The organism is Azohydromonas caseinilytica, assembly GCF_012927045.1.
GTDB classification, from domain to species: Bacteria; Pseudomonadota; Gammaproteobacteria; order Burkholderiales; family Burkholderiaceae_C; genus Azohydromonas; species Azohydromonas caseinilytica.
In genome coordinates, this window is sequence record NZ_JABBFW010000001.1 from 381,645 (window position 1) to 408,101 (window position 26,457).

General features: G+C 70.3%; 25 protein-coding genes and 4 tRNA genes. 3 read left to right on the forward strand and 26 right to left on the reverse strand.

Annotation, left to right across the window (positions count from 1 at the left end):
• Positions 1 to 189: 189 nt before the first annotated feature.
• From rplL to rpe, 26 genes are all read right to left on the reverse strand, one after another.
• Positions 190 to 567 carry a 50S ribosomal protein L7/L12 gene (rplL, locus tag HHL10_RS01885; protein WP_169158632.1) on the reverse strand — a complete coding sequence of 126 codons (378 nt, stop codon included), beginning with the start codon at positions 565 to 567 and terminating at the stop codon, positions 190 to 192.
• A gap of 41 nt (positions 568 to 608) precedes the next feature.
• A complete protein-coding gene (gene rplJ, locus HHL10_RS01890; protein ID WP_169158633.1) occupies positions 609 to 1,136 on the reverse strand; it encodes a 50S ribosomal protein L10 in 528 nt (175 codons plus the stop codon).
• A 275-nt stretch (positions 1,137 to 1,411) separates the two neighbouring features.
• Positions 1,412 to 2,119 (reverse strand): 50S ribosomal protein L1, encoded by a 708-nt coding sequence (gene rplA / locus HHL10_RS01895; protein ID WP_169158634.1) that lies wholly within the window; start codon positions 2,117 to 2,119, stop codon positions 1,412 to 1,414.
• A gap of 2 nt (positions 2,120 to 2,121) precedes the next feature.
• On the reverse strand, positions 2,122 to 2,553 hold the full coding sequence (gene rplK, locus HHL10_RS01900; protein ID WP_169158635.1) for a 50S ribosomal protein L11: 432 nt from the start codon (positions 2,551 to 2,553) through the stop codon (positions 2,122 to 2,124).
• A gap of 214 nt (positions 2,554 to 2,767) precedes the next feature.
• Positions 2,768 to 3,352, reverse strand: coding sequence for a transcription termination/antitermination protein NusG (nusG, locus tag HHL10_RS01905; protein WP_205832861.1), 585 nt, complete (start codon positions 3,350 to 3,352; stop codon positions 2,768 to 2,770).
• A 13-nt stretch (positions 3,353 to 3,365) separates the two neighbouring features.
• Complete coding sequence (secE, locus tag HHL10_RS01910; RefSeq protein ID WP_169158636.1) at positions 3,366 to 3,749, reverse strand: preprotein translocase subunit SecE; 384 nt, start codon at positions 3,747 to 3,749, stop codon at positions 3,366 to 3,368.
• A 118-nt stretch (positions 3,750 to 3,867) separates the two neighbouring features.
• Positions 3,868 to 3,943 (reverse strand) — tRNA-Trp (locus tag HHL10_RS01915).
• A 36-nt stretch (positions 3,944 to 3,979) separates the two neighbouring features.
• Positions 3,980 to 5,170: an elongation factor Tu gene (gene tuf / locus HHL10_RS01920; protein ID WP_169158625.1), complete on the reverse strand. Its 1,191-nt coding sequence runs from the start codon at positions 5,168 to 5,170 to the stop codon at positions 3,980 to 3,982.
• Positions 5,171 to 5,210: 40 nt separating this feature from the next.
• Positions 5,211 to 5,285, reverse strand: a tRNA-Thr gene (locus HHL10_RS01925).
• A gap of 57 nt (positions 5,286 to 5,342) precedes the next feature.
• A tRNA-Gly gene (locus HHL10_RS01930) sits at positions 5,343 to 5,416 on the reverse strand.
• A 116-nt stretch (positions 5,417 to 5,532) separates the two neighbouring features.
• A tRNA-Tyr gene (locus HHL10_RS01935) sits at positions 5,533 to 5,618 on the reverse strand.
• Between the two features lie 87 nt (positions 5,619 to 5,705).
• The gene (locus tag HHL10_RS01940) at positions 5,706 to 6,428 is read right to left on the reverse strand and encodes a uracil-DNA glycosylase (protein ID WP_169158637.1); all 723 of its coding nucleotides are present in this window, start codon (positions 6,426 to 6,428) and stop codon (positions 5,706 to 5,708) included.
• 86 nt (positions 6,429 to 6,514) lie between these two features.
• Complete coding sequence (gene trpC, locus HHL10_RS01945; protein ID WP_169158638.1) at positions 6,515 to 7,303, reverse strand: indole-3-glycerol phosphate synthase TrpC; 789 nt, start codon at positions 7,301 to 7,303, stop codon at positions 6,515 to 6,517.
• On the reverse strand, positions 7,300 to 8,337 hold the full coding sequence (gene trpD, locus HHL10_RS01950) for an anthranilate phosphoribosyltransferase (RefSeq protein ID WP_169158639.1): 1,038 nt from the start codon (positions 8,335 to 8,337) through the stop codon (positions 7,300 to 7,302). The genes trpC and trpD overlap by 4 nt, the downstream gene beginning before the upstream one ends.
• A gap of 23 nt (positions 8,338 to 8,360) precedes the next feature.
• A complete protein-coding gene (ltaE, locus tag HHL10_RS01955; protein ID WP_169158640.1) occupies positions 8,361 to 9,431 on the reverse strand; it encodes a low-specificity L-threonine aldolase in 1,071 nt (356 codons plus the stop codon).
• A complete protein-coding gene (locus HHL10_RS01960; RefSeq protein WP_169158641.1) occupies positions 9,428 to 10,021 on the reverse strand; it encodes an anthranilate synthase component II in 594 nt (197 codons plus the stop codon). The genes ltaE and HHL10_RS01960 overlap by 4 nt, the downstream gene beginning before the upstream one ends.
• Positions 10,022 to 10,032: 11 nt before the next feature.
• Complete coding sequence (trpE, locus tag HHL10_RS01965) at positions 10,033 to 11,508, reverse strand: anthranilate synthase component I (protein ID WP_169158642.1); 1,476 nt, start codon at positions 11,506 to 11,508, stop codon at positions 10,033 to 10,035.
• Positions 11,509 to 11,793: 285 nt separating this feature from the next.
• The gene (gph, locus tag HHL10_RS01970) at positions 11,794 to 12,453 is read right to left on the reverse strand and encodes a phosphoglycolate phosphatase (RefSeq protein WP_169158874.1); all 660 of its coding nucleotides are present in this window, start codon (positions 12,451 to 12,453) and stop codon (positions 11,794 to 11,796) included.
• Positions 12,454 to 12,624: 171 nt separating this feature from the next.
• Positions 12,625 to 14,058 carry a YsnF/AvaK domain-containing protein gene (locus tag HHL10_RS30365; protein WP_235970973.1) on the reverse strand — a complete coding sequence of 478 codons (1,434 nt, stop codon included), beginning with the start codon at positions 14,056 to 14,058 and terminating at the stop codon, positions 12,625 to 12,627.
• A 67-nt stretch (positions 14,059 to 14,125) separates the two neighbouring features.
• Positions 14,126 to 14,548, reverse strand: coding sequence for a DUF2382 domain-containing protein (locus HHL10_RS01980; RefSeq protein ID WP_169158643.1), 423 nt, complete (start codon positions 14,546 to 14,548; stop codon positions 14,126 to 14,128).
• A gap of 98 nt (positions 14,549 to 14,646) precedes the next feature.
• Positions 14,647 to 16,224 carry a bifunctional hydroxymethylpyrimidine kinase/phosphomethylpyrimidine kinase gene (locus HHL10_RS01985; protein WP_169158644.1) on the reverse strand — a complete coding sequence of 526 codons (1,578 nt, stop codon included), beginning with the start codon at positions 16,222 to 16,224 and terminating at the stop codon, positions 14,647 to 14,649.
• A gap of 8 nt (positions 16,225 to 16,232) precedes the next feature.
• The gene (locus HHL10_RS01990; protein ID WP_169158645.1) at positions 16,233 to 17,057 is read right to left on the reverse strand and encodes a thiazole synthase; all 825 of its coding nucleotides are present in this window, start codon (positions 17,055 to 17,057) and stop codon (positions 16,233 to 16,235) included.
• Positions 17,058 to 17,080: 23 nt separating this feature from the next.
• Positions 17,081 to 17,296: a sulfur carrier protein ThiS gene (thiS, locus tag HHL10_RS01995; RefSeq protein ID WP_169158646.1), complete on the reverse strand. Its 216-nt coding sequence runs from the start codon at positions 17,294 to 17,296 to the stop codon at positions 17,081 to 17,083.
• A complete protein-coding gene (locus HHL10_RS02000) occupies positions 17,293 to 18,351 on the reverse strand; it encodes an FAD-dependent oxidoreductase (RefSeq protein WP_169158647.1) in 1,059 nt (352 codons plus the stop codon). The genes thiS and HHL10_RS02000 overlap by 4 nt, the downstream gene beginning before the upstream one ends.
• 5 nt (positions 18,352 to 18,356) lie before the next feature.
• Positions 18,357 to 20,222: a phosphomethylpyrimidine synthase ThiC gene (gene thiC, locus HHL10_RS02005; protein ID WP_169158648.1), complete on the reverse strand. Its 1,866-nt coding sequence runs from the start codon at positions 20,220 to 20,222 to the stop codon at positions 18,357 to 18,359.
• A gap of 278 nt (positions 20,223 to 20,500) precedes the next feature.
• The gene (gene rpe, locus HHL10_RS02010; RefSeq protein WP_169158649.1) at positions 20,501 to 21,181 is read right to left on the reverse strand and encodes a ribulose-phosphate 3-epimerase; all 681 of its coding nucleotides are present in this window, start codon (positions 21,179 to 21,181) and stop codon (positions 20,501 to 20,503) included.
• Positions 21,182 to 21,459: 278 nt separating this feature from the next.
• On the opposite strand from rpe, the gene HHL10_RS02015 reads away from it, so the two are divergent.
• The 3 genes from HHL10_RS02015 to tlpB are packed head-to-tail and all read left to right on the forward strand — an operon-like array spanning position 21,460 to position 26,253.
• Positions 21,460 to 23,757 carry an MORN repeat-containing protein gene (locus HHL10_RS02015; RefSeq protein ID WP_169158650.1) on the forward strand — a complete coding sequence of 766 codons (2,298 nt, stop codon included), beginning with the start codon at positions 21,460 to 21,462 and terminating at the stop codon, positions 23,755 to 23,757.
• 41 nt (positions 23,758 to 23,798) lie between these two features.
• On the forward strand, positions 23,799 to 24,167 hold the full coding sequence (gene apaG / locus HHL10_RS02020; protein ID WP_169158651.1) for a Co2+/Mg2+ efflux facilitator ApaG/CorD: 369 nt from the start codon (positions 23,799 to 23,801) through the stop codon (positions 24,165 to 24,167).
• A 37-nt stretch (positions 24,168 to 24,204) separates the two neighbouring features.
• Positions 24,205 to 26,253, forward strand: coding sequence for a transporter-like protein TlpB (tlpB, locus tag HHL10_RS02025; protein WP_169158652.1), 2,049 nt, complete (start codon positions 24,205 to 24,207; stop codon positions 26,251 to 26,253).
• Positions 26,254 to 26,457: the final 204 nt, after the last annotated feature.

The window sequence follows — 26,457 nt, forward strand, 5'->3', positions numbered from 1 at the left end:
CTGGCGGACAACCCCGGCGTTGCACCGGAGCCCGACCAAACCCGTTCCCTGCAGTCGGATCAGAGAACACTCGGAAAAAGCCGCGCACGGCTGTTTCCGGCTGTTCTCGCCCTTCAGCACTGTAGCCCTGAAGAGCGAAAAGGCTGGCGGCCTTTGAAATCAGCCGCCAGCCTCCAAGGGTCAAGTGGATTACTTGAGGTCGACCTTGGCGCCGGCTTCTTCCAGCTTCTTCTTGGCGGCTTCGGCGTCGGCCTTGGCGATGCCTTCCTTGACGTTCTTCGGAGCGCCGTCCACCAGGTCCTTGGCTTCCTTCAGGCCCAGGCCCGTCAGTTCGCGCACGGCCTTGATGACGGAAACCTTGTTGGCGCCGGCTTCCAGCAGCACGACGTTGAACTCGGTCTTCTCTTCGGCGGCCGGGGCAGCGGCGCCGCCGCCGCCAGCGGCCGGAGCGGCCATGGAAGCGGCGGACACGCCGAACTTCTCTTCAATGGCCTTCACCAGGTCATTGAGTTCCATGACGGACATGCTGTCCAGGGCGGTCAGGAAGGCGTCTTTGTCGAATGCCATTTGGGATTCCTCGATTCGGTGATTCAGTGAAAAGGGTGCGCTCAGGCCGCAGCGGCCTCGGCGGGGGCGGCTTCTTCCGCGCCACCGCCACGCTTTTCGGCCAGGGCGGCCAGCACGGCAGCGGTACGCTGGATCGGCGCCTTCAGCAGGCCAGCCAACTGCGACAGCAGGACTTCCTTGCTGGGGATCGATGCCAGGGCCTTGACGCCTTCGGCGTCCAGGACCTTGCCCGCGTACGCGCCGGCCTTGATGATCAGCTTGTCGTTGCCCTTGGCAAAGTCAGCGATGACTTTGGCCGCGGCGACGGCGTCTTCGGAAAAGCCGTAGATCAGCGGGCCGACCATGCTCTCCGACGCAACCTCGAACGGCGTGCCGGCGACGGCGCGACGAGCCAGGGTGTTCTTCAGCACGTGAAGGTAGACACCCTTGGCGCGCGCGTCCACGCGCAGCTTGTTCAGGTTTTCGACGGTGAGGCCACGGTACTCGGCCAGCGCCAGGGTCTGCGACTTGGCGGCTTGCGCTGCCACGTCGCTGACGACGGCTGCCTTCTCGTTGCGATTGAGACTCAAGGTCTGCTCCTCACAAAACGCCCGCGCTCAAAGGCCTTGCGGCCATCCAGCAGCGGGCACCACGTTCAGCGACCTTGCTGCTCCAGGAACCCCTTGCGGGATCAACTTTCACAGCGGGTGCGCCATCTGCGCTGGCATCGGGACGAGCCCTCCATTACGGCGCCCGAAGGCGCCACCAGCGGTCTTGGATGACCCGTGCCCGGCATGACACCGGACACGGCCCACCAAATTCAGAGCAACGGCGCGCCAGACTCGCGCGCCGCCGCCGATTCACATCAGGCCTGGGCCTGCGCGCCAATGGACGCCACATCCACCCGCACACCGACGCCCATGGTCGAGGACACGGCCACCTTGCGCAGGTAGACGCCCTTGCTCGACGCCGGCTTGGCCTTGTTCAGGGCTTCCAGCAGCGCGGCCAGGTTGCCCACGAGCTTGTCGGCGTCGAACGAGCGACGGCCGATGGTGCCGTGGATGATGCCGTTCTTGTCCACGCGGAACTGCACCTGGCCCGCCTTGGCGTTGCGCACCGCGGTGGCGACGTCGGGGGTGACGGTGCCGACCTTGGGGTTCGGCATCAGGCCGCGCGGGCCCAGGATCTGGCCCAGCGTACCGACCACGCGCATCGTGTCCGGCGAGGCGATCACGATGTCGAAGTTCAGGTTGCCGGCCTTGACCTGTTCGGCCAGGTCTTCCATGCCGACGACGTCAGCGCCGGCGGCGCGGGCTTCCTCAGCCTTGGCACCCTGCGCGAACACCGCCACGCGCTTGGTCTTGCCGGTGCCGTTGGGCATCACGACAGCGCCGCGCACCACCTGGTCCGACTTCTTGGCGTCCACGCCCAGCTGCACGGCCACGTCGATGGACTCATCGAACTTGGCGGTGGCGCACTCCTTGACGAGGGCCAGCGCGTCGTTGATCGCGTACAGCTTGAGGCTGTCGACCTTGCCCTGCTGGGCCTTGGCTTTCTTGGTCAGCTTGGCCATGTTCAGACTCCTTCCACCAGCACGCCCATCGAGCGGGCCGAGCCGGCGATGGTCTTGACCGCGGCGTCCAGGTCGGCCGCCGTGAGGTCCTTCATCTTGGTCTTGGCGATCTCTTCGATCTGCGCACGGGTCAGCTTGCCGACCTTCTCCAGGTGCGGACGGCCCGAGCCCTTCTCCAGCTTGATCGCCTTCTTGATCAGCACGGTGGCCGGCGGCGTCTTGATGATGAAGGTGAACGACTTGTCAGCGAAAGCCGTGATCACCACCGGCAGCATCAGGCCGGGTTCCATGCCCTGGGTCTGCGCGTTGAACGCCTTGCAGAACTCCATGATGTTGAGACCGCGCTGACCCAGCGCAGGACCCACCGGCGGCGAAGGGTTGGCCTTGCCCGCCGGGATTTGCAGCTTGATGAAGCCGACAATCTTCTTGGCCATGTCTTTCTCCAGTGCAACCCGGGCGGCCAAGCCTGGGTTGTCGAGTCGAACGCGGCGGGATTGAGTACCCACCGCTCCTCATGCCGGCCTGTCGTTGCCAGCTGTCACGGGCAAGCTTGAAGCTTGCCAGCCTGACACACATCAGAAGCCATGCGCCAGGGGCCCGCTGCGCCATTGCGCCCCGTCCAGGGACGCCACCGCGCAGCCAGCCTGGTTAAACCTTCTCGACCTGCGAGAAGTCCAGTTCCACCGGGGTGGCGCGACCGAAGATAGTGACCGACACGCGCACCTTGGACTTCTCGTAGTTGACTTCCTCGACCGCGCCGTTGAAGTCGGTGAACGGGCCTTCCTTGACCCGCACCATCTCGCCCACCTGCCACTCGACCTTGGGCCGGGGCTTCTCGATGCCTTCCTGCATCTGGTTGACGATCTTCATGACCTCGGCCTCGGAGATCGGCGCCGGGCGGTTCTTGGCCCCGCCGACGAAACCCGTGACCTTGCTGGTGTGCTTGACGAGGTGCCAGGATTCATCATCCATGAGCATCTCCACCAGCACGTAGCCGGGGAAGAAACGGCGCTCGGTGACGGCCTTCTTGCCGTTCTTGAGCTCCACCACCTCTTCGGTCGGCACCAGGATGCGGCCGAACTTGTGCTGCATGCCGGCACGGTCGATGCGCTCGCGCAGGTTGCGCTCCACCGCCTTTTCCATGCCCGAGTAGGCATGCACGACGTACCAGCGCAGCGGGGGCGTGGCAGGCGCAGCAGCAGCGCCTTCCTGGCCGGTGACTTGTTCGCTCATTGCCAGACTTCCTTTACTTCCAACCCAGGACCAGGTCGTACAGGACCCACTCCAGCGTCTTGTCAGTGAGCCACAGGAACAACGCCATCACGAGCACGAAGGCAAAGACGTAGCCCGTCATTTGCATCGCTTCCTTGCGCGTGGGCCACACGACCTTCTTCACCTCACGCACGGCATCGCGGCCAAAAGCGATGAGCCGCTTGCCCGCCTCGGCGGTGAAGAAGGTGGCCACGGCGGCAGCCAGCAGCACCAGCAGTGCCGCCACGCGCACCCACAGCGACTGCGCGCCCAGCAGGTAGAAAGCAGCCACCGCAGCGACAACCAAGACCAGCGCGCCAGCGAGCTTGGCCCGGTCCGCGCCGGAAGCAACGGTTTCGACTTGGGGGTTGGGAGTCATCGGATTTATTTCGCCGGGCGCCTGAAGCACCCATCAGCAGCAAAGCCCGCCGGGCATCTGATTCCCGTGCGGGCTGCTGTTTGGCCGCTCGTTCCGGACTGGGTTCAGCACCGGAGCTTGGCAGGGGCAGAGGGAATCGAACCCCCAACCTTCGGTTTTGGAGACCGACGCTCTGCCAATTGAGCTATACCCCTGCGGCCTTCCTTTGGTTCAGCTTGAAGCCGAACCGCTTACTCGATGATCTTAGCCACGACGCCGGCGCCGACGGTGCGGCCACCTTCGCGGATGGCGAAGCGCAGGCCCTCTTCCATGGCGATCGGGGCGATCAGCTTGACGGTGATGGCGACGTTGTCACCGGGCATCACCATTTCCTTGTCCGCGGGCAGCTCCACCGCGCCGGTCACGTCCGTGGTACGGAAGTAGAACTGCGGGCGGTAGTTGTTGAAGAACGGCGTGTGACGGCCGCCTTCATCCTTGGACAGCACGTACACCTCGGCGGTGAAGTGCGTGTGCGGCTTGATCGAGCCCGGCTTGCACAGCACCTGGCCGCGCTCGACGTCCTCGCGCTTGGTGCCGCGCAGCAGGATGCCCACGTTGTCGCCGGCCTGGCCCTGGTCCAGCAGCTTGCGGAACATTTCCACGCCGGTGCAGGTGGTCTTTTGCGTGGCGCGGATACCGACGATCTCGATTTCCTCGCCGACCTTGATCACGCCGCGCTCCACGCGACCCGTGACCACGGTGCCGCGGCCGGAGATCGAGAACACGTCTTCCACGGGCATCAGGAACGTGCCATCCACGGCGCGCTCGGGCGTGGGGATGTAGCTGTCCAGCGCCTCGGCCAGCTTCATGATGGCCTGCTCACCGAGCTCGCCCTTGTCGCCTTCCAGGGCCAGCTTGGCCGAGCCCTTGACGATCGGGGTGTCGTCGCCGGGGAAGTCGTACTTGCTCAGCAGCTCGCGCACTTCCATCTCGACGAGCTCGAGCAGCTCGGCGTCGTCGACCATGTCGCACTTGTTGAGGAAGACGATGATGTAGGGCACGCCCACCTGACGGGCCAGCAGGATGTGCTCGCGCGTCTGGGGCATCGGGCCGTCAGCGGCCGAGCACACCAGGATGGCGCCGTCCATCTGCGCCGCGCCCGTGATCATGTTCTTCACGTAGTCGGCGTGGCCGGGGCAGTCCACGTGCGCGTAGTGGCGGTTGGCCGTCTCGTACTCGACGTGGGCGGTGTTGATGGTGATGCCGCGGGCCTTTTCTTCCGGAGCCGCATCGATCTGGTCGTAGGCCTTGGCCTCGCCGCCGAACTTGGACGACAGGATGGTCGTGATCGCCGCCGTCAGCGTGGTCTTGCCATGGTCCACGTGGCCGATCGTGCCCACGTTGACGTGCGGCTTGGTCCGCTCGAACTTACCCTTTGCCATGCTCAGCTCTCCTGGCGATCAAACAAGTGTCACTGTTAGGTGGTGCCCATGACGCGGATCGAACGCGTGACCTCTCCCTTACCAAGGGAGTGCTCTACCACTGAGCCACATGGGCATCGGCACAGGTCTAGACTCTTGCACAGAGCCCACACCACTGCCGAAGCGTGATCGCTGGAGCGGGAGACGGGAATCGAACCCGCGTCATCAGCTTGGAAGGCTGGGGTTCTACCATTGAACTACTCCCGCTCTGGGAGCCGGACCAGCAGCCCCACCGCAATCTCAGCCATCGGCTGCAGCAGTGGTTTTGCCCGACCTGGCAGCACTGCGTCAGCGACACGCAGCACAACCGAAATTGTTTGCCTTGGTGGAGGAGGCTGGATTCGAACCAGCGTAGGCGTAAGCCAACAGATTTACAGTCTGCCCCCTTTAGCCACTCGGGCACCCCTCCGAGGCAAGACCAAGACTATAACACTGCTTTTGGGAGGATGCAAAGTCTTTTGAGAAAAATTTCTACGGACTCTGCACGGCCTGTTTCTCACAGCTGCCAGTCGATCGGCCGCCCGCGCTCGGCCAGGAAGACGCTGGCCTGCCCGAAGTGCCCGCAGCCGATGAACGGAATTGGCGGCTTGGTGGCCGCCAGCGGCGAGGGATGGTTGCTGACCAGCACGAGGTGCTGCCCGCCCGCCGCCTCGATCAGCGGCCGCTTGGCCTGCGCATGGGCACCCCAGAGCATGAAGACCTTGGGCTGAGGCTCCGCTGCCGCAGCCTCAATCAGCGCGTCCGTCAGCGCTTCCCAACCGCGCTTGGCATGGCTGGCGGGCTTGCCCTCCTCCACCGTCAGCGTGGTGTTGAGCAGCAGCACGCCGCGCTGCGCCCAAGCCACCAGGTGACCATGACGCGGTGCTTTCAGCCCCAGGTCGCGCTGCATCTCCTTGAAGACGTTGCGCAGGCTCGGCGGCGGGGTCACGCCTTCCGGCACGGAGAAAGCCAGCCCTTCGGCCTGCCCGGCCCCGTGGTACGGGTCCTGCCCCAGCAGCACGACCTTCGTGTTCGACAGCGGCGTCAACTCCAGTGCCCGCAGCGGCCGCGCCGGGAAGACGGTCGCCCCCGCCGCCAGCCGCTGATCCACGAAGCTCACCAGTGTCTGGCCGGTAAGCGAGTCCAGCCAGCCGTCCACGACATGCTGCCAGCCGGGATCGATGCCATGCAACTGCGCTTCCAGCGGCGGCTGCAGCCGATTGAGTTGTTGGTTGTCCATGGCGCAAGCCTAGGGCCTGCCGCCCCGCACCACCGCCAGGCTGCTGGCATCCCCCCGGCGCCGCATCGGCTGCCGGGAAGAACTCCTCAGCCGAACAGCGCCCGCAGCGCCGCGCCCGGGTCTTGGGCGCGCATGAAGGCCTCGCCGACCAGGAAGGCGTGCACGTTGGCGTCGCGCATGCGCCGCACGTCCTGCGGCGCCAGGATGCCGGACTCCGTCACCAGCAGACGATCCTGGGGCACGCGCGGCAGCAGCCCCAGCGTCGTGTCCAGGCTGACCTCGAAGGTGCGCAGGTTGCGGTTGTTGATGCCCACCAGCGGCGTCTTCAGCCGCAGCGCCCGATCCAGCTCCGCGCCGTCGTGCACCTCCACCAGCACCGCCATGCCCAGCGCATTAGCCTGCGCCTCCAGGTCGGCCATCTGCGCATCGTCCAGGCAGGCGGCAATGAGCAGGATGCAGTCCGCACCCATCGCCCGCGCCTCGAACACCTGGTAGGCATCGACCATGAAGTCCTTGCGCAGCACCGGCAGCGCGCAGGCGGCGCGCGCCTGGCGCAGGTACTCGGCACGGCCCTGGAAGAAGCGCTCGTCGGTGAGCACGCTCAGGCAGGCCGCGCCATGGCGCTCGTAGCTGGCGGCGATCTCGGCCGGCACGAAGTTCTCGCGCAGCACGCCCTTGCTCGGACTGGCCTTCTTGACCTCGGCGATCACCGCCGCTTGCCCCGCCGCCACCTTGGCGCGCAGCGCACCGACGAAGTCGCGCTGGCCACCCAAGGCTTCAGCCTCGCGGCGCACCGCTTCCAGCGGGCGCTGCGCTCGGGCCGCGGCGATTTCCTCGTGCTTGACGGCAACGATCTTGTTCAGGATGTCGCTCATGCCGCGCTCCCGCCCTGCTGCGTGGCAGCCACGAAGGCCTCCATCTTGGCCTTGGCCGCGCCGTTGGCCAGCACCTCGCGCGCGCGCTCGATGCCCTCGGCAATCGAGGCCGACACGTCCGCCGCGTACAGCGCCACGCCGGCATTGAGCAGCACGATGTCGCGCGCCGGCCCGCTCTGGTTGTCCAGCACGCCGCGCAGCATCTCCAGCGACTGCTGCGGCGTCTCCACGCGCAGCGCGCGGTTGCTGGCCATGGCCAGGCCGAAGTCCTCCGGATGGATCTCGTACTCCTCGATGCCGCCATCGCGGTACTCGCCCACCATCGTGGCCGCGCCCAGCGACACCTCATCCATGCCGTCGCGGCCGTAGACCACCATGGCGTGCTTCGCCCCCAGGCGCTGCAGCGCGCGCACCTGGATGCCGACCAGGTCCGGATGGAACACGCCCATGAGGATGTTGGGCGCGTCGGCCGGGTTGGTCAGCGGACCCAGGATGTTGAAGATCGTGCGCACGCCCAGCTCCTTGCGCACCGACGCCACGTTCTTCATGGCCGGGTGGTGGTTCGGGGCGAACATGAAGCCGATGCCCGTGCGCTCGATGCAGCGCGAGATCTCCGCCGGCGCGAGGTCCAGCCGCACGCCCAGCGCTTCCAGCACGTCGGCGCTGCCACTCTTGCTGGAGACACTGCGCCCGCCATGCTTGCTCACGCGCGCGCCGGCCGCGGCGGCCACGAACATCGAGCAGGTGGAGATGTTGAAGGTGTGGGCGCCGTCGCCGCCGGTGCCCACGATGTCCACCAGGTGCTCGCGGTCCGCCACCGCGACCTTGGTCGAGAACTCGCGCATCACCTGCGCCGCGGCGGTGATCTCGCCGATGGTTTCCTTCTTGACACGCAGCCCGATGAGCAGCGCCGCCATCATCGGCGGGCTCATTTCGCCGCTCATGATGCGGCGCATCAGCGCCAGCATCTCGTCGTGGAAGATCTCGCGGTGCTCGATGACGCGGGTCAGCGCCTCGGTGTTGGTGATGGGCATGGCAGGCCTCCAGGCAGTCGTTGTCAGGTGTTGTGCGCGCAGAACTCGCGCACGGCGGCAATGGCGCGCTCGATGCCCGCGGCATCCACGTCCAGGTGCGTGACGAAGCGCAGGCCGATCAGTCCCGTGGCCAGCACGCCGCGCGCACGCAGGTGCGCCAGCAGCGCCTCGCCACGGCCGCCTGCCACGTCCACGAACACGATGTTGGTCTGCGGCGGCTTCACGCTCAGCCCGGGCAGGCCTTCCAGGCCCTGGGCCAGCCGCGCCGCCAGGGCGTGGTCGTCGGCCAGGCGCGGCACGTGGTGCGTAAGCGCGTGCTCCACCGCCGCCGCCAGCACGCCGACCTGGCGCATGCCGCCGCCGACCATCTTGCGCAGGCGCCGAGCGCGGGTGATCAGCTCGCGCGAACCGCACAGCATCGAGCCCACCGGCGCGCCCAGGCCCTTGCTGAAGCAGACGGAAACGGAGTCGAAGTGGCGCGCGATCTCGCCCGGCGCCACGCCCGAGGCCACCGCGGCGTTGAACAGCCGCGCGCCGTCCAGGTGCGTCGCCAGGCCGCGGCGGCGCGCCAGCGCGGTGGCGGCCTCCACGTAGCCGGCGGGCAGCACGTTGCCGTTCCAGGTGTTCTCCAGGCACAGCAGCCGCGTGCGCGCGAAATGTTCGTCATCGGGCTTGATGGCGGCCTCGATGTCTTCCAGCCGCAGCGTGCCGTCGCCCTGCTGCGGCAGCGGCTGCGGCTGGATGCCGCCCAGCACCGCCCCGCCGCCGCCCTCGTAGCGGTAGCAGTGCGCCAGGTTGCCGGCGAGGTACTCGTCGCCGCGCCCGCAGTGCGACAGCAGCGCGCACAGGTTGCTCTGCGTGCCGCTGGCCATGAACAGCCCGTCTTCGTGGCCCAGCAACGCCGCCACCCGGGCTTGCAGCGCATTGACCGTGGGGTCGTCGCCGAACACGTCGTCGCCCACCGGCGCGGCGGCCATGGCGGCGCGCATCGCGGCGGTGGGCCGCGTCACGGTGTCGCTGCGCAGGTCCACCACGTCGAGCCCGGACACCGCGGCGTCCGCGGCCCCGGCACTGCCGTAGCTCACCGTACTCATGCCGTCACCCGGCTCATCTCGATGAAGTTGCGCAGCATGGCGTGGCCGTGCTCGGACAGGATCGACTCCGGATGGAACTGCACCCCTTCCAGCGGCGTGCGCGTGCCGGCCAGCTCGCGGTGGCGCACGCCCATGATCTCGCCGTCATCCGTCTGGGACGTGACGATCAGCTCCCCCGGCATGGTTTCGCGCTCGATGGCCAGCGAGTGGTAGCGCACCACGTCGAAGTCCCTGGGCAGCCCGGCGTACACGCCGCTCTGGTCGGTGTGGATGGTGCTCACCTTGCCGTGCATCTGCACCTTGGCCCGGATAATGTTGCCGCCCAGCGCCGCGCCGATGCTCTGGTGCCCCAGGCACACGCCCAGGATCGGCAGTTTTCCAACGAAATGCCGGATGGCGGGGACACAGATGCCCGCCTCGGCCGGCGAGCACGGCCCCGGCGACAGCACCAGCTGATCCGGCTTGAGCTCGGCAATGCCTTCGAGCGTGATCTCGTCGTTGCGGAACACCCGCACCTCCTCGCCCAGCTCGCCGAAGTACTGCACCAGATTGAAGGTGAAGGAGTCGTAGTTGTCGATCATCAGCAGCATGGCGGTCTCCTTCAGAAGCCTTCTTCAACGAGTTCAGCGGCGCGCAGCACGGCCCGCGCCTTCGCCTCGGTTTCCTTCCATTCCAGCTCGGGCACCGAGTCCGCCACCACGCCGGCGGCCGCGGCCACGTACAGCACCTGGTCCTTGACGATGCCGGTGCGGATGGCGATGGCCACGTCCATGTCGCCGGCGAAGCTCAGGTAGCCGCAGGCACCACCATAGATGCCGCGCTGCACCGGTTCCAGCTCGTCGATGATCTCCATGGCCCGGATCTTGGGCGCGCCCGAGAGCGTGCCCGCCGGGAAGGTGGCGCGCAGCACATCGAGGTTGTTGGTACCCGGCTTCAGCAGCCCCTCCACGTTGGAGACGATGTGCATCACGTGCGAGTAGCGCTCCACGGCGAAGGCTTCCGTCACCTTGACGCTGCCGGTCTGGGCAATGCGGCCGATGTCGTTGCGCGCCAGGTCGATGAGCATCAGGTGCTCGGCGCGCTCCTTCGGGTCGGCCAGCAGCTCCTTCTCGTTGGCCTGGTCCTTCTCCGGCGTGGTGCCGCGCGGGCGCGTGCCGGCCAGCGGGCGGATCGTGACCTTCTCGCCTTCAGCCACATGCTCGTGCCGCACCAGGATCTCGGGCGAGGAACCCACGATCTGGAAATCGCCCAGGTCGTAGAAATACATGTAGGGCGAAGGGTTGAGCGAGCGCAGCGCGCGGTACAGGCTCAGCGGGCTCTCGGTGTAGCGCTTCTTCAGGCGCTGCCCCAGCACCACCTGCATGCAGTCGCCCGCGGCGATGTACTCCTTGCAGCGCAGCACCGCGGCCTCGAAGTCGGCCTTGGCGAACTCGCGCTCCACCTCGTGGGACTGCCCGCGCTTCACCGACGGGGCGCTGACGCTGTAGCGCAGCTTGTCGGTCAGCTCGGTGAGCCGCTTCTTGGCACGGAAGTAGGCCTCGGGCTGCGCCGGGTCGGCCCAGACGATCAGGTACAGCCGGCCCGAGAGGTTGTCGATGACGGCGATCTCTTCGGTCTGCAGCAGCAGGATGTCGGGCGTGCCGATGCCGCCGCTCTTGTGCGTCTTCGCAAGCTTGGACTCCATGAAGCGCACGGCGTCGTAGCCGAAGTAGCCGGCCAGCCCGCCGCAGAAGCGCGGCAGCCCCGGACGCAGCGCCGGCTTGAAGCGCTGCTGGTAGGCGGCGATGAAGTCCAGCGGGTTGCCCTCGTGGGTCTCCACCACCTGGCCCTCGGTGACGATCTCGGTGCGCTGCCCGGTGGCGCGCAGCAGCGTGCGCGCGGGCAGGCCGATGAAGGAATAGCGGCCGAAGCGCTCGCCGCCGACAACGGACTCCAGCAGGAAGCTGTGCGGCCGTCCGCCGGCGAGCTTCAGGTACAGCGACAGCGGCGTTTCCAGGTCCGCGAAGGCTTCGGCAATGAGCGCGATGCGGTTGAAACCCTCGGCGGCCAGGCTCTTGAATTCGAGTTCAGTGATCACGGTGCGGGCCCTCCAGGCCCGGCGGGCGCCACGGCGGGCAACCCGAAAGGTCGGTGGTTCAGGGCCGCTCAGGGGCGGCCGGCTGGGGCAGGCGCCGCAGGCGCGTCGTCACGACGGCCGGGCGCAAACCAAAACGTCAGGCAGGCCAGCGTCGCCAGGGCCAAGCTCCCCGGTCGACAGACCCCTTCGTCAGTTTGCGCGCCAAAAACATGATGCGTTCCAGTCTAGCAGGCCCAAGACGCAAGCCCGAGTCCCGATGTCGGACGTTTCAAACGCCGCCCCCACTCAGGGGCGCCGCCGCAGCGCCGCCAGGTCCAGCTGGTCCAGACGGTCCACATGCGCTTCGGCGCGCAGGCCGTGCACCGGCTGGCCGTGGTTGTAGCCGTAGCTCACCAGCACCAGCGGGCAGCCCGCGGCATGCGCGGCCTCGGCGTCGTTGCTGGAGTCGCCCACCATCAGCGTGCGCCCGGGCGGCGTGCCCAGCGCCTCGCAGGTCTTGAGCAGCGGCAGCGGGTCGGGCTTTTTCGCCGCGAAGGCATCGCCGCCGAACACGAACGAGAAGAAATGGTCGATGCCCTTGGCCGCCAGCAGCGGCCGCGCAAAGGCGCCGGGCTTGTTAGTCAGGCAGGCCAACTTCAGCCCCGCGGCCCGCAGTTGCCGCAAGCCCTCCTCCACGCCCGGATAGAGCTCGGCATGGCGGCCGTTGATGGCCAGGTAATGGTACTGGTAGCGCGCAAAGGCGGCGTCGAAGCGCTCCGGCGCCGCGCCCGCATGCGCCAGCGTGCGGCGGATCAGGTGCTCCGAGCCCTTGCCGATGGTCTGCTCCACGAAGTGGCGCTCCACCGCCGGCAGCGACAGGTCCGCCAGCATGGCGTTGAGCGCGACGACGAAGTCGCCCAGCGTGTCCACCATCGTCCCGTCGAGGTCGATGATCGCGGCGTCCATACGAAGAGGGTTCACGGCAAGTCCACAGCAGCAGGTCGGGGCCCGCAATGTAGCGGCTGCTCCCCAAGGCCCGGCACGCGCGGGCTTTTGGGCCCGCAAACGCAAAGCCCGGCACGAGGGCCGGGCTTGGAAGAGGCGAAGCCGGCCTTCACGCGGCCGGCGGGCGCCTCATCACGAGGTCATGCGGTCCCAGCCGCGGCGCACGGCGCCCTTCATGCGCTCCCAGGTGCTGCCGGGATAGCGGGTCTCCCAGTCGCGGCGCACGTCGGGCTCGATGGCATCCCAGTCGCGGCCGGTGTAGCGCGCATCGCTGCGCAGCGTGTGGCCGTAGCGGTAGGCCGGCTCGTAGTCCTCGTAGCGGCCGCCCAGCGTGCCGTAGTTGGTCTGCCAGTCGCGGCGGTAGTAGTCGTCGTCGTAGGCCGAGCCGTACTGCATCGAGTCCGGCGTCACGGCGTCCTTGGTGCGCTCCCAGCCGCGGCGCACGGCGGCCTTCATGCGCTCCCAGGTGCCGCCGGGGTAGCGGGTCTCGTAGTCGCGCCGCGCATCGGCTTCGAACTCGTCCCAGCTGCGGTCGGCGTAGCGCGGGTCGCTGCGCAGCGAGTGGCCATAGCGGTAGGCCGGCTCGTAGTCCTCGTAGCGCCCGCCCTCGGCGGCGAAGCGGGTGTTGAAGTCGTTGCGGTAGTAATCGCTGTCGAAGGCACCCACCGTGCCCGTGCCGGGGATGTGCTCGACCTCGACCTCGGTGCTGCGCACCGTGTCGGTGACTTGCTCGGTGCGCTGCTCCACCGTCTTGCCCACGCGCACCTCTTCCACCACGCGCGCGGTCTTCTGCACCACGGCCTGCTCGGCGGTCTCGACCACCTCGATGGTGCGGTCCTTCAGGTCGGCCAAGTCGGCAGCGGTGGCTGGGCGGTCCACCGGACGGCGCTCGACCTGGGCATGCTCCTCGCGCAGCTGCACCGTCTCGCTCACGGGCGTTTCGACGGTGCGCGAGTACACGCGCACGCCGCCGGTGCTCACCGCGCGCTTGCCGATCTGGATGTCCTCGCGCACGACCGGGATCACGTCCTCGGTGGTGCCCGTGGCGCGCAGGCCGGCGGTGCTGCCCGTCGTGCCCGTGATGCCGGCCGAGTTCTCGCCCAGCGTGGTCTGGTCGCGCTCCAGCGTGGCGTTGGTGGCCGCCGCCGCGGTGCTGGTGCCGCCCAGGTCCTCATCGCTCCAGCCCTGCGCGCGCCAGGACTCGACACGCTCGTCGATGTCCACCGCGCCGGCGTTCTGCAGCGCGTCGCGCACCTGGTCCAGGCGCGTCTCGTCCTCCACGTCCACCTTCACCACCGCCGCGCCACGGCGCACGGCCTCGGCATAGTGGCCGACCTCGCGCTCGTCGTCCGGCCCGAACAGGTCGGCGAAGAAGTTGCGCACGCGACCCATCACGCCGGTCTCGTGCGTGGTGGTCGTGGTCGTGGCCGCGCTGCTGCCCAGGGTGGTGTCATCGCCATGCGTGACATGCACGCAGGCCGGATCGATCCCGGTGCTGGACAGGGCCTGCGCTGCGCGCTGGGCCTCGGCATCCGAATCGAATACGCCAACGACGGTCTGTCTCATTTCAGGACTCCTAGCTTTGAAGCGGGCCGCGCCCGCGAGCGGTTTGCAGCAGGGTTGCGACCAGCCTTCAGCCGTTGTCGACCTCGGTCCAGGAACCGTCGGCCTGGCGCCTCTCCACCACCGCACGTTGCCGCCGCAGCGGCACCTGTTCGGTGTGCGAGGTGGTGAAGCGCTGCCGATGCAGGCGGATCTCCTCCTTGAGCACCAGACGGCGCTCGATCACCTCTTCATAGACCGGCACCACCAGCACTTCGCCCTCGGTCCACGGCTCGCGCGTCTGCGCCACCGTGACCCCGACGGGCACGCGCTCGACGACCACGCTCTCCTGCTCCAGGGACTGCTCCAGCGTTTCGCTGTGCTCCTCGGTCAGCACCCGCACGCGTATGGCGCCGACCTCCTCGGTCCGCGTGTCCACATGCAGTTCTTCCCGCACCACCGGCAAGGTCACCGGCAGCTCGGGGTCGGGAGAGGGGGGGTTGTTGAGGCTCATCGCAACACCAGCTTTGGAGCCCTTATCCGGCAAGCCCTGTGCCCAGGGGAGTCCCGGGCCCGGCCGCCGGAAGCCGGGGCCGGCGCCCCGGCGCACGCTCAGCCGTCGAAAGCCAGGCTCGGGTGCGGCAACGCCGGCGCCGCCAGCGCGGGCGCCGCGCGCCCTTGCCGCAGCGCCTGCTGCAAGGCGGGCACGGTGCGCCCGGGATCGTCGCCCAGCACGCGCACGGCGCACAGCCCGTCGGCGCCGCAGCGCGCGGCCTGCTGGAACTGCGCGGCCTCCAGCATCCCGCCGATGGCCACCACCGGTGCCGGCGCCATCGCGCACCACCACGCCAGGTTGTCCAGCCCCTGGGGGCGCCAGGGCATGGCCTTGGTCAGCGTCGGCCACACCGGCCCGCAGGCCAGGTAGCGCGGCGCCAGCGTCGCGGCGCGGCACAGCTCCCACAGGCTGTGCGTGCTGATGCCCAGGCTCAGACCGCTCTCGCGCAGCGCGCGGCGGCCCTCCTCGCCCAAGGCCATCAGGTCTTCCTGGCCCAGGTGCACGGCCTCGGCGCCCAGCTCCCGCGCCAGGCGCCAGTGGTCGTTGATGAACAGCTCGGCCCCCACCGCGCGACACGCCGCCACGCCGGCACGGATTTCCTGCGCCAGCCGCTCGTGCCAGGCGGCATCGGGCTGCGCCGGGGTCTTGATGCGCAACTGCAGCGTGCCCACGCCGGCCGCCAGCGCCTGCTGCACGCGCGCGGCGCTGTCCACGATGGCGTAGAGGTCCAGCGGCCGGGGCGTCGCCGCGCGCGGCGCATCGGGGCCGAAGTCCGGCACCTCGCCCCAGCTCATGCGCGGCAGCAGTGACGGCTCCAGCCCAAAGCCGGGGGCCGCGCGCACCGGCCCGGCGCCCTGCCCGGCCGCGTGCCCCTGGCGCAGCGCCTGCGCCGTGGCCATCTTGGCCAGCACCGCGGCGTCGGCCGGCACGAAGCCCAGCGCCAGCGCACCCGCCAGCGCGGTAGCGAAGCTGCAGCCCGTGCCATGCGTGTGCGGCGTGGCCTGGCGCGGCAGGGCCAGCCAGCCCTGCGCCTGCGGCGTGTCGATCCAGTCCAGCGCCAGCGTGCCGTCCTGCGCGCTGTCGCCGCCCGTGAGGCACACGCCGCGCGCGCCCAGGCGCTGCTGCAGCGCGCGCGCCAGCGCCGGCGCCGCGGCGGCGCTGGCCGCGTTGCCCTCGCCCAGCAGCGCCACGGCCTCGCGCCGGTTCGGCGTGATGACGGTGGCGCGCGGCAGCAGCAGCTCGCGGTAGGCCTGCAATGTGGCCGCGTCGGCGAAGCCCGCGCCGGTGCTGGCGCCCAGCACCGGGTCCACCACCAGCGCCACGGGGCCGCGCGCGCGCAGCCGGTCCACCCAGCGCGCCACCGTTTCGATTTGCGCCATGCCGCCGAGCAGGCCGGTCTTGACGGCGCGCGGCGGCATGTCGTGCTCCAGCGCCAGCAGCTGGGCCTCGATCAGCTCTGGCGCCAGCGGCTCGATACGTGTCACCGCCACCGAGCTCTGCGCCGTCACGGCCGCCACCACCGGGCACAGGTGCACGTTGAATGCGTCGGCCATGCGCTGGTCGGCGCTCAGGCCGGCGCCGCCGCCGCTGTCGGTGCCGGCGATGCTCCAGACGACGGGGCGCTTGCTGTCCATGGCGGCGCTCATCCCAGCAGCACCGGCTCGCCGCCCACGGGCGTGCTGGGCACGGCGAAGTCCTGCCGGGCCATCACGCCGGCGCGCCAGGCCGCGCGCCCGGCCTGCACCGCGTCGCGGAAGGCACCGGCCATGCGCACCGGGTCGCGCGCCTGCGCCACGGCGGAATTGAGCAGCACCGCGTCGAAGCCCAGTTCCAGCGCCTGCGCCGCGTGCGAGGGCGCGCCGATGCCGGCATCGACGATCAGCACCGCGTCGGGCAGCCGCTCGCGCAAGGTGCGCAGCGCGAAGGGGTTCAACAAGCCCTGCCCCGAGCCGATGGGCGAGCCCCAGGGCATCAGCACCGCGCAGCCGGCATCGAGCAGGCGGCGGCACAGCACCAGGTCGTCGGTGCAGTAGGGGAAGACGGTGAAGCCCTCCCTGACCAGCTCGGTCGCGGCCGACAGCAATTCAAAAGGATCGGGCTGCAGCGTGTGCTCGTCGCCCGTGACCTCCAGCTTGATCCACGGCGTGCCGTAGAGCTCGCGCGCCATGTGCGAGAGCTGCACCGCCTCGCGCGCGCTGCGGCAGCCCGCGGTGTTGGGCAGCAGCCGCGCGCCGTTGGCCCGCAGGGCGTCCTGCAGCAGCGCGATGAAGCCGTTGTCGCCCGCGGCGTGCAGCGTGCGCTTGAGGCCCACTGTCACCACTTGCGTGCGCGCGGCGCGCAGCGCGTCGTGCAGCACCTGCGGCGAGGGATAGCCGGCGCTGCCGAGGAAGAAGCGGCTCTGCAGCGCGACATCGCCAATGCGCAGCGGATCGTCGTGAGCGGGCAATGTGGCGTCGTGAAGCGTCATGACGGCTCCTGGATCGGCCGGCCTCAGCCGCCGACGATGGGTTTGAACAGCAGCACGGCGTCGCCCGGCTGCAAGGGGCGGTCGCGGTGCATGCGCGGCACGAAGCGGCCGTTGAGCGCGGTGCCCACGCCCTCGGCCGCATGGCCCAGGCGCTGCACCAGCTCGGCCAGGGTGCAGGGCGCGACCCGGCAGGGCTCGCCGTCGAGCTGGATCTCGATGGTTTCAAGCGCCTCGCTCATGCCACGGCCTCCAGGGTGGGCAGCGCCAGGGGCGCCAGCGCGTCCTCCACCAGCGCCGGCGCCAGCAGCCAGCCGTGGCGGAACAGCCCGTTGAGGCGCAGCAGGCCGTCGCCGGCCTCGATGCGCGGCTCGTTGTCGGGCAGCGCCGGGCGCAGGTTGCGGTCCAGCCGCTCGATGCGCGCCTCCGCCAGCGCCGGCATCACGCTGTGCGCGGCGCTCATCAGCTCCACGGCGCTCTTGAGCGACACGGGCGAGCGGTCCTCGCTCTCCACCTCGCTGGCGCCCAGGATCAACAGGTCCGCCGAGCGCGGTACCAGGTAGACGCGATGGCGCGGGTGCAGCAGCCGCACCGGGCGAGTGAGCCCGTGCTGTTCCAGGCGCAGCCACACCGTTTCGCCGCGCACGCCGCGCACCGGCAGCGCCGGCCGCGCGCCCGCGCCACGCACGTCGATGGCGAGATCGAAGGCCAGCACCTCGCCGTCGTTGCAGGCGAGACGCCCGGGTGAGACCTCGGCCACGCGCCGGCCCCAGCGCCACGCCACGCCGCGCGCCTGCCTGTGCAGCGCCTCCAGCGTGGCGACGGTGTCCACCTGACCCTCGTCGGGCAGCAGCCAGGCATGGCCGGCCTGCAGCGCCGGCTCCAGCTCGGCCAACTCGGCACCGGCCAGCGGCTGCGGCGTCGGAAAACCGGCGGGGGCCGTCTCCAGCCGCGCCAGCACGCGCTGCGCCGCGCCGAGGTCGCTGCGGTGCGCCAGCATCAGGCTGCCGCGGCGGCGCAGCAGCGACGGCGCGTCCAGCGCCTGCGTGATGGCCTGCCACAGGCCGATGGCGCGCCAGCCCTGGGCGGCCAGCGCCGGCGTGGCGTTGTCCAGCTCGGCCAGCGGGCTGAGCATGCCCGCGGCCGTGAAGCCGGCCGCGCCCGTGCCGTCGAAGCCGGGCGCCGGGCCCGGCGCCGGGTCGAACACCGTGACGCGATGGCCGGCGCGCGACAGCCGCCACGCCAGCAGCCGCCCCAGCAGCCCCGCCCCGGCGATGCCGATGGAAAGCGCCGCCATGGCCGTCAGCCCTTGCTGATGGGGATGTAGAGCTCGCCGCCGGCGGCCTTGAACTCGGCCGACTTCTGCGCCATGCCCGCGTCCGCCGCCTGCTGCGCCGCGTAGTCGCGCACCTCCTGCGTGATCTTCATCGAGCAGAACTTCGGCCCGCACATGCTGCAGAAGTGGGCGACCTTGGAGGAGTCCTTGGGCAGCGTCTCGTCGTGGAAGTCGCGCGCGGTCTCCGGGTCCAGGCCGAGGTTGAACTGGTCGGTCCAGCGGAACTCGAAGCGGGCCTTGGAGAGCGCGTCGTCGCGGGCGCGCGCGCCCGGATGGCCCTTGGCCACGTCGGCGGCGTGCGCGGCGATCTTGTAGGCGATGATCCCCTGCTTGACGTCGTCGCGGTCGGGCAGGCCCAGATGTTCCTTGGGCGTGACGTAGCACAGCATCGCCGTGCCCATCCAGCCGATCATGGCGGCGCCGATGGCCGAGGCGATGTGGTCGTAGCCGGGTGCGATGTCAATCGTCAGCGGGCCCAGCGTGTAGAACGGCGCCTCGTGGCAGTGCTTCAACTGCTCGTCCATGTTGGCCTGGATCATGTGCATGGGCACATGGCCGGGGCCTTCGATCATGGTCTGCACGTCGTGCTTCCACGCGATCTGCGTGAGCTCGCCCAGCGTGCGCAGCTCGGCGAACTGGGCCTCGTCGTTGGCGTCCGAGGCGCAGCCCGGGCGCAGCCCGTCGCCCAGCGAGAAGGCCACGTCGTAGGCCTTCATGATTTCGCAGATCTCCTCGAAGTGCTCGTAGAGGAAGCTCTCGCGGTGGTGCGCGATGCACCACTTGGCCATGATCGAGCCGCCGCGCGAGACGATGCCCGTGCGCCGGTTGGCGGTCAGCGGCACGAAGGGCAGGCGCACGCCGGCGTGGATGGTGAAGTAGTCCACGCCCTGCTCGGCCTGCTCGACGAGCGTGTCGCGGAATATCTCCCAGGTCAGGTCCTCGGCGATGCCGCCGACCTTCTCCAGCGCCTGGTAGATCGGCACCGTGCCGATGGGCACGGGCGAGTTGCGCAGGATCCAGTCGCGCGTGGTGTGGATGTCGCGCCCGGTGGAGAGGTCCATCACGTTGTCCGCGCCCCAGCGGATGGCCCACACGAGCTTCTCGACCTCCTCCTCGATGCTGGAGGTCACGGCCGAGTTGCCGATGTTGGCGTTGATCTTGACGCGGAAGTTGCGCCCGATCGCCATCGGCTCGACTTCGGGATGGTTGATGTTGCACGGAATGATGGCGCGCCCGCGCGCCACCTCGTCGCGCACGAACTCGGGCGTGATGATCTCGGGGATGCGCGCGCCGCGCGCGTCGCCGCGCAGGCGCTGCTCGCGGCCGGCGTCGGCCAGGTACTCGGCCATCCACTCGCGCCGGCCGTTCTCGCGCAGCGCCACGTATTCCATCTCGGGCGTGACGATGCCGCGGCGCGCGTAGTGCATCTGCGTGACGTTGGCGCCGGCCCTGGCGCGGCGCGGCGTGCGCTGCAGCGCCGCGGCCTGCGCGCGCAGCGCCTCGATGCGCTCGCCGTCGCGGGCCTTGCCGCCGTCGTCGATGGCCTGGCGCTCGCGCCCGGCGTAGCTCTCGGTATCGCCGCGCTCCTCGATCCAGGCGCCGCGCACGGAAGGCAGGCCGCGCTTCACGTCGATGTCGGCCGTGGGATCGGTGTAGGGGCCGGAAGTGTCGTAGACGGAGACGAGCTCGCCGTTGGTGAGCCGGATGTCGCGCTGCGGCACGCGCAGGTCCGGCCGCGAACCGGTGAGGTAGCTCTTGCTGGAAGCGGGCAGCGGCTCGCGCGTGAGGCCCAGGCGTCGGGCCAGATCGGGCAGGTCGTGGGGTGCGTTCATCGGAGCGTCCTTCGTGGCTGTGGGTGCTCCGAAGGTCGCCCCTTTGTCCCGGATTCGGCGCCTGCTGCAGAGAGAACAGAGGCGCCACGGGAGGCAGGGAGGAGGGCTCTTCTTCCGCCGGTACTAACCGGTTCAAGTTCGCGGGTTCGGATTCACCGTCTCAGCACGCCAACACAGCGTGCACCCCGGAGCAGCGCAAAGTGTCGCCGCGGCGCGTGAGGCGCGTCAAGCGAAGATTTGCAACCGGGCCGGCACGAACGGCCGGCCCGGTTGCCCACTCAACGGCCGAGCTTGTCGCGCATGGCGTCGATGACGGCCTTGTAGTCGGGCTGGCCGAAGATGGCGCTGCCGGCCACGAAGGTGTCGGCGCCGGCGTCGGCAACGCGGCGGATGTTGTCCACCTTGATGCCGCCGTCCACTTCCAGCCGGATGTCGCGCCCGCTGGCGTCGATGATCTTGCGCAGCTTCTCCACCTTGCGCAGCGCGCTGTCGATGAAGCTCTGGCCGCCGAAGCCCGGGTTCACGCTCATCACCAGCACCAGGTCCACCTTGTCGATGACCCATTCCAGCACGTCGATGGGGCTGGCCGGGTTGAACACCAGGCCGGCCTGACAGCCCTCGGCCTTGATCAGCTGCAGCGTGCGGTCCACGTGGGCGCTGGCGTCGGGGTGGAAGCTCACCAGGTCCGCGCCGGAGCGGGCGAAGGCCTGGGCCAGCGCGTCCACGGGCTGCACCATCAGGTGCACGTCGATGGGCACGGGCTTGCCCTCGGGCGTGACCGCGTGCGGACGCAGCGCCTGGCACACCATCGGCCCGAAGGTGAGATTGGGCACGTAGTGGTTGTCCATCACGTCGAAGTGAATCCAGTCGGCGCCGGCGGCGATCACGTTGCGCACCTCATCGCCCAGGCGTGCGAAGTCGGCGGAGAGGATGGAAGGGGCGATGCGGTAGGTGGGCATGACGGGCGTCGGGAAGGGGTAAAGCGGGCGGAAATTCTAGGTCGCGCCTCGCCCCCCTCGGCCGCGCGGGATGCCGCCGCCGCGCTCCCCATGGCGCATCCAGGGCGATGCCCGAGATGGAGGAAGGCACAGGGCTGATGCCGCTTGCAGTGGCGGCGCGAACGCAGGTCAATGACGTCTGGCCCGTCCTCCCAATGTCGGGCGCCGCGGGCGTGGGACAGCAGCACTGTCTCGAAAGGGGTGCGCACATGAAGACCTTCCTTGGCACGAGGTTATCCATGGACCTCCAAGGCCGGCGGGCCGGGCCCGCGCCGGGCCGGCGACCGAACCACCTCCAAGCAGCACCCGCCTTCCGACAAAGCCTGCGCCGCGCCGGCCTGTGCGCCGCGATGCTGGCCGCCGGCCTTGCGCAGGCCGGCCCCGCCGACGAGGCCGCCACGCTGCCGCCGCCCGTGCGCGGCGTCGCGCCCACCCCGTCCATCACCACCTGGACCTGGTCCACCCGCACGGCCGAGCCCGTGCAGACCGTCCAGCCCATGCCGACGGCCCCGGCCATCCAATCGGTCCAGGCCACACAGCCCGCGCCCGTCCAGCAGATCACCCAGGACTACGGGGCCATCCGTTCCATCGAGCCGGCTCAACCGGCGGCTCCGGCCACGACGGCGACCCAGGGCGCCGCGGCAGCGCCCACGGCGCCTGAGGGACCTACCGCGCCTGCCGCCGCGAAGGCGTCGGCCGCCGTGACGGCACCGCTGGGCGCGGCGGGTGGCGACTGCCGGCTGCTCACCGACCAGGCCATGGAAAGCGACGTGAAGTCGGCCTCCGCGCAGGCGCAAGGCGCGGAGCTGCAGGAACTGGCGGCGCTGCACGAGGACACGGCGCGCGCCTGGCAGGCCGCGGCCGAGCGCTGCGAGGGCCGTCCGCGCGAGCGCGCCCTGCGCAACGCGGAAGACAGCCGCAAGGTCGCCGCCACGATGGCGGAGCGCATGATCACCGGCCAGGCCTGCGAGACCGCCCACCAGAACGCCACCGCGATGCATGAGCTGGCCGGACAGCTCGCCGGCGAGCAGCGCTGGGCCGATGCGGCGCACCTCTACCGCAAGAGCGAAGGCCTGTGGGAGCTGGCCACGGAGCGCTGCCGCGGCGAGCGCCAGCAGTTCGCGCTGACCCAGCGCGCGCAGGCCGCCAGCAGCAGCCACAACATCGAGTTCTGCATGCCGCGCCTGGAGCGCGCGCAGGCGCAGGCCGACCGCCTGCGCGGTGACATGGCCGGCCTGACGCCGACGCAGCGCTGGCAGCAGGCGATGCAGGCGGAATCGCTGTGGCGCCTGGCCGCCACGCAGTGCCGCGGCCCCGAGCAGACGCTGGCCCGGGAGCAGGCCGATGCCCTGGCGCGCGAGCGCGAAGCGATGGGCGCCGACGCCCGCCCCGCCGTGCCGACCATGGCGGCCCCGGCCGCGGCGGCCGCAGCGGCTGCCGGCACACCGCCGAACACGCTGCCGGCGGCCGCGGTCGATCCCGCCGCCCTGCCCGCCGCGCCGGCCACCCAGCCCGCGCCCACGCCCTCCCCGGCACCGACCGCGGCACCGCCCGGAGCAGGCGCCGCAGCCACCCTGCCGCCCCAGGCCGAGGCCGCCGCCGAGCCGGCGAACGCGGCCCTTGCCGCCGGCGACATGGTGGACGTGGTGGTCGGCGACATGCACCTGCGTGGCCGATTCAAGCCCGATGCCGGGCCGGGCAAGCCAGGGCCGTGGTCCGGGCAAGGCCGTGTGCGCTGGGCCAACGGCGAGGTCTACGAGGGCACGCTGGTGAGCGGCCTGCGCCATGGCCAGGGCCGCTTCAGCTCGGCCAAGGGCATGCAGTACGAAGGCGAATGGGCCCATGGCCTGCCTCATGGCCGCGGCCGCATGAAGCTCCCCGACGGCAGCGTCTACGAGGGCACGCTGACCCAGGGCCTGCCCGAAGGCAGCGGACGCATGGTCTTCGCCAGCGGCGACGTCTACAGCGGCCAGTTCGCGCGCGGCGTGCCCGCCGGGCGCGGCGAGTATGTCTGGCGCAACGGCCAGCGCTACGAGGGCGCCTGGCAGGACCAGCGTCCGCACGGCACGGGCACGCTGCGCTTCGCCGGCGGCGACGTCTACGAAGGCCCGCTGGTGGCCGGCAAGCCGCAGGGCGAAGGCCGCATGCGCTACGCCAGCGGCGACGTCTACAGCGGCGGCTTCGTGGCCGGGCTGCCCCAGGGCCAGGGCCGCTACGCCTGGAAGAACGGCGATGTGTACGTTGGCGCCTTCAAGGCCGGACGCAAGCAGGGCCACGGCACGCTGACCTGGAGCAACGGCGACCGCTGGGAGGGCGAGTTCGACAACGACGAGCAGTACGACGCGGGCACCTTCACCGCCGCGGCCGACCGGGGCAAGCCCGCTGCGGCCGCCGTGGCCGTGGCGCCAGCGGCCTCCGCGGGGTCCATGGCTCCCGCGGCGCCGGCACAGCCCGCGGCGGCCGCGGAGCTTGCGGTGCCCACACGCAGCGTCGTGCCCACAGCGGTCGACGCGGCTGCGGCATCGGCCAAGCCCTGAGCGTCGCGAGGGGGCACTGGGGCTGTCCCTAGAATGGGTTCATGGCCAAACCCCAGTTCAGCTGCAGCGTCAAGGTGCAGTTTCTGCCGGAGCAGTCCCAGGCGGGCCAGCACGCCTGGGCCTACACCATCACCATCACCAACAGCGGCGACATCACGGCCCAGCTCGTGGCGCGCCGCTGGCTCATCACCGATGCCACCGGCCATGTCGAGGAAGTGCGCGGCCTGGCCGTGGTCGGGCATCAGCCGGTGCTCAAGCCCGGCGAGTCCTTCGAGTACACGAGCTGGACGCGCCTGGACACCCCGCAGGGCACCATGCGCGGCACCTTCTACTGCATGACCGAGGAGGCGCGGCCCTTCGAGGCCGAGGTGCCCGAGTTCATGCTGGCCCACCCGGGCGCGCTGCATTGACGGCGCGCCACGCGGTTCCGAGCCGCCCTTCGGCCTGATGAGGTTCATCGGAGGAGGCGCCCAGTCCACCTCGGCCTGGGATCTGACGGCGCTGCTCAATGCCGCCGACCCGCGCGCACCGCGCCCCGAGCGTCACCTGTGGCTGACCCGGCTGCTGGAGTGGCTGCGCCACGATCCCCCGCGCCGCGGCAGCGCCGGCGCCACGCCGCCGGCGCTGCTGCGGCTGCGCCACCTGCTCAACGTGCTGGAGCAGCACCCGCAGCATCGCGAGGCGGTGCACGGGCTGATCCAGCGCTTCTGGGGCGAGGTCGATGCCGCGGCGCTGTTTGCCGAGTTCGGCTTCCCGCACCGCGTGGCGCTGACCGGCGAGCTGCTGCGCCGGCTGCGCGAGCGCGTGCTGCCGAGCACGCCCGACACCACCGACCTGGCCGAGCTGTTCCCGCTGCTGTTCGAGGTCGAGGATGCCGAGTGGATCGAGGCCATCGACGAAGCCACGCTGCAGCGCCTGGCCGCGCTCATGGCGCCGCGCGACGAGGTGGAGGCGGCGGCGGCGGAGGCGGCAGCGGGCGATCTCAACGCCACGCCGCTGTCCGCCCCACGCTGGCGCGACACCATGGCCGATGCCGTCACGCTGCTGGTGAGCGCCGTGCACGGCGCGGGGCTGTCGCCGCCCCTGCGCCGGCGCATGAGCCCGGCGCTGCTGGCCGACGAGCCCTTCCGCCAGCTCACGCGCGCCAGCGAACGGCTGCGCGATGCCGAGCTTGCCGGCGACCGCGCCGCGCTGCTGCAGGAGGCGCATTACCTGCGCGCGCTGCTGGACGCCTGCCGGCGCGCGGCCGACAGCATCGAGGAGCACCTGGAGGAGTTCGGCGTCTCGGTGGACATCGTCTACGACACCGAGCAGCTGCGCCAGCGCACGCTGCGCATCGAGCGGCTGCTGGACTGCCTGGTCAGCCCCGGGCCCGCGCGCGAGCTGCAGCTGCTGACGCTGCAGCTCGTGCAGGGCCTGCACGAGCGCGAGGGCCTGCGCTCGCTGCTGACGGCGCAGTACGGCCAGCTCGCCCGCAAGATGACCGAGCGCAGCGCCGAGACCGGCGAGCACTACATCACCCGTGACCGCGCCGAGTACGCCGCCATGTACCGCAGCGCCGCCGGCGGGGGCCTGGTGATGGCGGGCACCACCTTCCTGAAGTTCGCCATCACGGCGCTGGGGCTGACCGCCTTCTGGAGCGGCCTGCTGGCGGGCTTCAACTACGCCGCCAGCTTCGTGCTGATCATGCTGCTGCACTGGACGGTCGCCACCAAGCAGCCGGCCATGACCGCGCCGGCCATGGCGGCGCGGTTGCGCGGCAGCCACCGCGACGAGGAGGGCTTCGTCGACGAGGTGGTGCACCTGATCCGCTCGCAGTCGGCGGGCATCCTGGGCAACCTGACGCTGGTGGCGCCGGTGGTGCTGGCGGTGCAGGCGCTGGCCTGGGGCGTGATGGACGCGCCGCTGGTGGACGCCAAGCAGGCCACCTACGTGCTGCACAGCCTCTCGCTGCTGGGCCCCACGCCGCTGTTCGCGGCCTTCACCGGCGTGCTGCTGTTCGGCAGCTCGGTGATCGCGGGCTGGGTGGAGAACTGGTTCGTCTTCAACCGCCTGGACAGCGCCATCGCCTGGAACCCGCGCATCGTGGCGCGGCTGGGTGCGGCCCGCGCGCAGCGCTGGGCGGCGTGGGCGCGCGCCAACGTCTCGGGGCTGGCGGCCAACATCTCGCTGGGGCTGATGCTGGGGCTGACGCCGGCGCTGGCGGGCTTCTTCGCGCTGCCGCTGGACGTGCGCCACGTCACGCTCTCCACCGGGCAGCTGGCCGCGGCGGCCGGCGCGCTGGGCTGGGGCATCGTGGGCGAGCCGGCCTTCTGGTGGTGCGTGGCGGGCATCGTGCTCACGGCGCTGCTCAACGTGGGCGTGAGCTTCTACCTGGCGTTCCGGCTGGCGCTGCGCGCGCGCGGGCTGCACCTCAAGGAGCGCGCGCACCTGGCCGCGGCCATCCGCCGGCGCATCCGGCACCGCCCGCTGAGCCTGCTGGTGCCCGAGCGCTGAAGCGTCGCGACGTGGAGCCGCCGGGCGCGGCCGCTTCAGTCCTCGGCGTCGTCGTGGCGTTCGCCGCGGCGGCGGCCGCTGAACATCGTCCACCAGACGATGAACACGAGCAGCGCCAGCGCGCCCAGCGCTTCCAAGAGAATCAAGACCATGGACACAGGTTAGCCAAGGTCTCGTGCCCGGCGCTCCGTGCCCGCCCACCGA

What these genes read in the sequence shown, in the direction of transcription:
- rplL (WP_169158632.1), bottom strand. Translation starts at nt 567, where the DNA reads ATGGCATTCGACAAAGACGCCTTCCTGACCGCCCTGGACAGCATGTCC.
- rplA (WP_169158634.1), bottom strand. Translation starts at nt 2,119, where the DNA reads ATGGCCAAGCTGACCAAGAAAGCCAAGGCCCAGCAGGGCAAGGTCGAC.
- rplK (WP_169158635.1), bottom strand. Translation starts at nt 2,553, where the DNA reads ATGGCCAAGAAGATTGTCGGCTTCATCAAGCTGCAAATCCCGGCGGGC.
- nusG (WP_205832861.1), bottom strand. Translation starts at nt 3,352, where the DNA reads ATGAGCGAACAAGTCACCGGCCAGGAAGGCGCTGCTGCTGCGCCTGCC.
- secE (WP_169158636.1), bottom strand. Translation starts at nt 3,749, where the DNA reads ATGACTCCCAACCCCCAAGTCGAAACCGTTGCTTCCGGCGCGGACCGG.
- tuf (WP_169158625.1), bottom strand. Translation starts at nt 5,170, where the DNA reads ATGGCAAAGGGTAAGTTCGAGCGGACCAAGCCGCACGTCAACGTGGGC.
- HHL10_RS01940 (WP_169158637.1), bottom strand. Translation starts at nt 6,428, where the DNA reads ATGGACAACCAACAACTCAATCGGCTGCAGCCGCCGCTGGAAGCGCAG.
- trpC (WP_169158638.1), bottom strand. Translation starts at nt 7,303, where the DNA reads ATGAGCGACATCCTGAACAAGATCGTTGCCGTCAAGCACGAGGAAATC.
- trpD (WP_169158639.1), bottom strand. Translation starts at nt 8,337, where the DNA reads ATGCCCATCACCAACACCGAGGCGCTGACCCGCGTCATCGAGCACCGC.
- ltaE (WP_169158640.1), bottom strand. Translation starts at nt 9,431, where the DNA reads ATGAGTACGGTGAGCTACGGCAGTGCCGGGGCCGCGGACGCCGCGGTG.
- HHL10_RS01960 (WP_169158641.1), bottom strand. Translation starts at nt 10,021, where the DNA reads ATGCTGCTGATGATCGACAACTACGACTCCTTCACCTTCAATCTGGTG.
- gph (WP_169158874.1), bottom strand. Translation starts at nt 12,453, where the DNA reads ATGGACGCCGCGATCATCGACCTCGACGGGACGATGGTGGACACGCTG.
- HHL10_RS30365 (WP_235970973.1), bottom strand. Translation starts at nt 14,058, where the DNA reads ATGAGACAGACCGTCGTTGGCGTATTCGATTCGGATGCCGAGGCCCAG.
- HHL10_RS01980 (WP_169158643.1), bottom strand. Translation starts at nt 14,548, where the DNA reads ATGAGCCTCAACAACCCCCCCTCTCCCGACCCCGAGCTGCCGGTGACC.
- HHL10_RS01985 (WP_169158644.1), bottom strand. Translation starts at nt 16,224, where the DNA reads ATGGACAGCAAGCGCCCCGTCGTCTGGAGCATCGCCGGCACCGACAGC.
- HHL10_RS01990 (WP_169158645.1), bottom strand. Translation starts at nt 17,057, where the DNA reads ATGACGCTTCACGACGCCACATTGCCCGCTCACGACGATCCGCTGCGC.
- thiS (WP_169158646.1), bottom strand. Translation starts at nt 17,296, where the DNA reads ATGAGCGAGGCGCTTGAAACCATCGAGATCCAGCTCGACGGCGAGCCC.
- HHL10_RS02000 (WP_169158647.1), bottom strand. Translation starts at nt 18,351, where the DNA reads ATGGCGGCGCTTTCCATCGGCATCGCCGGGGCGGGGCTGCTGGGGCGG.
- thiC (WP_169158648.1), bottom strand. Translation starts at nt 20,222, where the DNA reads ATGAACGCACCCCACGACCTGCCCGATCTGGCCCGACGCCTGGGCCTC.
- rpe (WP_169158649.1), bottom strand. Translation starts at nt 21,181, where the DNA reads ATGCCCACCTACCGCATCGCCCCTTCCATCCTCTCCGCCGACTTCGCA.
- HHL10_RS02015 (WP_169158650.1), top strand. Translation starts at nt 21,460, where the DNA reads ATGGACCTCCAAGGCCGGCGGGCCGGGCCCGCGCCGGGCCGGCGACCG.
- apaG (WP_169158651.1), top strand. Translation starts at nt 23,799, where the DNA reads ATGGCCAAACCCCAGTTCAGCTGCAGCGTCAAGGTGCAGTTTCTGCCG.
- tlpB (WP_169158652.1), top strand. Translation starts at nt 24,205, where the DNA reads ATGAGGTTCATCGGAGGAGGCGCCCAGTCCACCTCGGCCTGGGATCTG.